Source organism: Intestinibacter sp. (genome assembly GCF_051866655.1).
Taxonomy (GTDB): Bacteria; Bacillota; Clostridia; order Peptostreptococcales; family Peptostreptococcaceae; genus Intestinibacter.
This window is the reverse complement of sequence record NZ_JBJDXL010000061.1, coordinates 1-1688: the sequence shown is the minus strand read 5'-3', so window position 1 is coordinate 1688 and position 1688 is coordinate 1. Positions and strand designations below refer to the sequence as shown.

General features: G+C 32.5%; 3 protein-coding genes. All 3 read right to left on the bottom strand.

Annotation, left to right across the window (positions count from 1 at the left end; translation table 11 throughout):
- Positions 1-781 (bottom strand): hypothetical protein (locus tag ACI3VO_RS01790; RefSeq protein WP_439756262.1); only part of this gene is annotated, 781 nt, incomplete at its 3' end.
- A 39-nt stretch (positions 782-820) separates the two neighbouring features.
- Positions 821-1117, bottom strand: coding sequence for a hypothetical protein (locus tag ACI3VO_RS01785; protein WP_439756261.1), 297 nt, complete (start codon positions 1115-1117; stop codon positions 821-823).
- Positions 1117-1653: a DnaB-like helicase C-terminal domain-containing protein gene (locus ACI3VO_RS01780; RefSeq protein WP_439756263.1), complete on the bottom strand. Its 537-nt coding sequence runs from the start codon at positions 1651-1653 to the stop codon at positions 1117-1119. Before ACI3VO_RS01780 ends, ACI3VO_RS01785 begins: the two co-directional genes overlap by 1 nt.
- Positions 1654-1688: the final 35 nt, after the last annotated feature.

The following is a 1688-nucleotide window of genomic DNA, read 5'->3' as shown; positions in this document are numbered from 1 at the left end:
GACGACTACCACATTTGTAGTCCATTGATTTACATTCATTTACTGAGGTAAGAATTTTACACATTTGTTCGTTTGATGAGTGTTTTAGATATAAGCAATTATCTGACTTAATGGTAAAATCAAGCTCAAACTTACTATATAATAATAGTACAAATTCTTCAAGGTTTTCTCTAGAAAAACATTGTGTATTAATTATATAGCTATTACTACTAATATCGTAGCTCCCATCATCCATAAATAAACAATATAGACTTAATTCTGAAAAGACATTTTTAATATATTCTATAGGAATAATTTTATTTCCTTCCTCTGTATAAAAAACATCCCGGAGTTCTTTTAGGCAAGCCATATTACTTCCAGTATATACTAACCTTTCAGCAACCTCTCCGTTCGTTCTTACATACTTAGAATCATATCTCCCAGTAGAGGATTTTAGATTGGAAAGTTTGTTAGCAAGCCAGTTAAAATATTCCTCTTGATTAAGTCCATGTGTGAAAGTTAGATTTGGATATTTACATTGATTATGTACATATCTAATAGTAGAATCTCCTAGTATAGTTCCTACTAAGATTTCTAACTCTTCTTTTGTTAACTTATGGGTATCTCTCTTACTTTTATTTGGAGCAAGTCCTAATTTTCTCCTTTTAGTAGCAAGATTATTAGGAGTCACACCAAGTGTTTCAGCAATTTCCCGGTCTGTTAGACCTGCAGAATGTAATTCAATAATTTGAGAATTGTTATATTTTCTATTCATATCAAAATAAATTAAATTAATTATCATGATACAAATATAATAATATTTCATGAGTTCTCAAAATACTTAATGTGTTTTAGAAAAAGTTTGTTTATCGTCAATTATTACGTTAGTAATGTGAGGCATCTTCTTGTCAATGATTTGTAGAACTTTTCCGATCTGGTCTACATTTGCGGAAGCGAAGAAATTACCAGACAACTTTCCATCTGCAACTGCGAAAGTAGGATACTTCTTGTTTGCTCCCTTTATACCAGGTCTTTTGCCAGTTGTAGAGATAATGAAGGTCTTAGCAGGATCTAAGTTTCTTATAGAAGTGGTCTTGCCACTACCACTCTCTCCAACAATTGCTATTAATTCAGCCATTATAATACAAATTTAGATTTTTTGTTATTTGATTCAACATCTTCCTTCTCTGTATTATCTTCTTTGGCTTCTAAATACCATCTAGGATTTTCAAAGACTCCATAATCATGTATAGCAGCAGAAGCTGGCATTTCTACCCACTTGTTACACTTACCATCATAATATATAAAGTCCTCAACATCAGACTCTCCATATCGGGACTTTAAAACAAAAATACTTCTGAACTTCTTGTCTAGTTGCTTTATATCATAGCCCCTATGAGAGTTTAGTTTTGCTTTATCTGGGTCAAAGATAGCTAAGATTATCTCAGCATCTTCCACAGTGCTATTAGTATCCTTTAAATCAGAAGTAAGAGGAATTACCATTCCCTCTTTTCTTCTATCCATACTCTGTATTCCTCGATTCATTTGCTGAATTACGATAGGGCTTATTCCACACCTATTCTTTAAGGAGTATAAGTATTTACTAGTTAAATCCATCTCTTGCTTAAGGGTGTTACCAGGAGAGCAGAATACCCTAGCTAAGTGATCAATGATGACTAGATGAACTAGATCAGGATCATTAGGATAGT

Excerpts from the sequence above, each read along its gene's own strand:
- ACI3VO_RS01785 (WP_439756261.1), bottom strand. The coding sequence starts at position 1,117 with ATGGCTGAATTAATAGCAATTGTTGGAGAGAGTGGTAGTGGCAAGACC.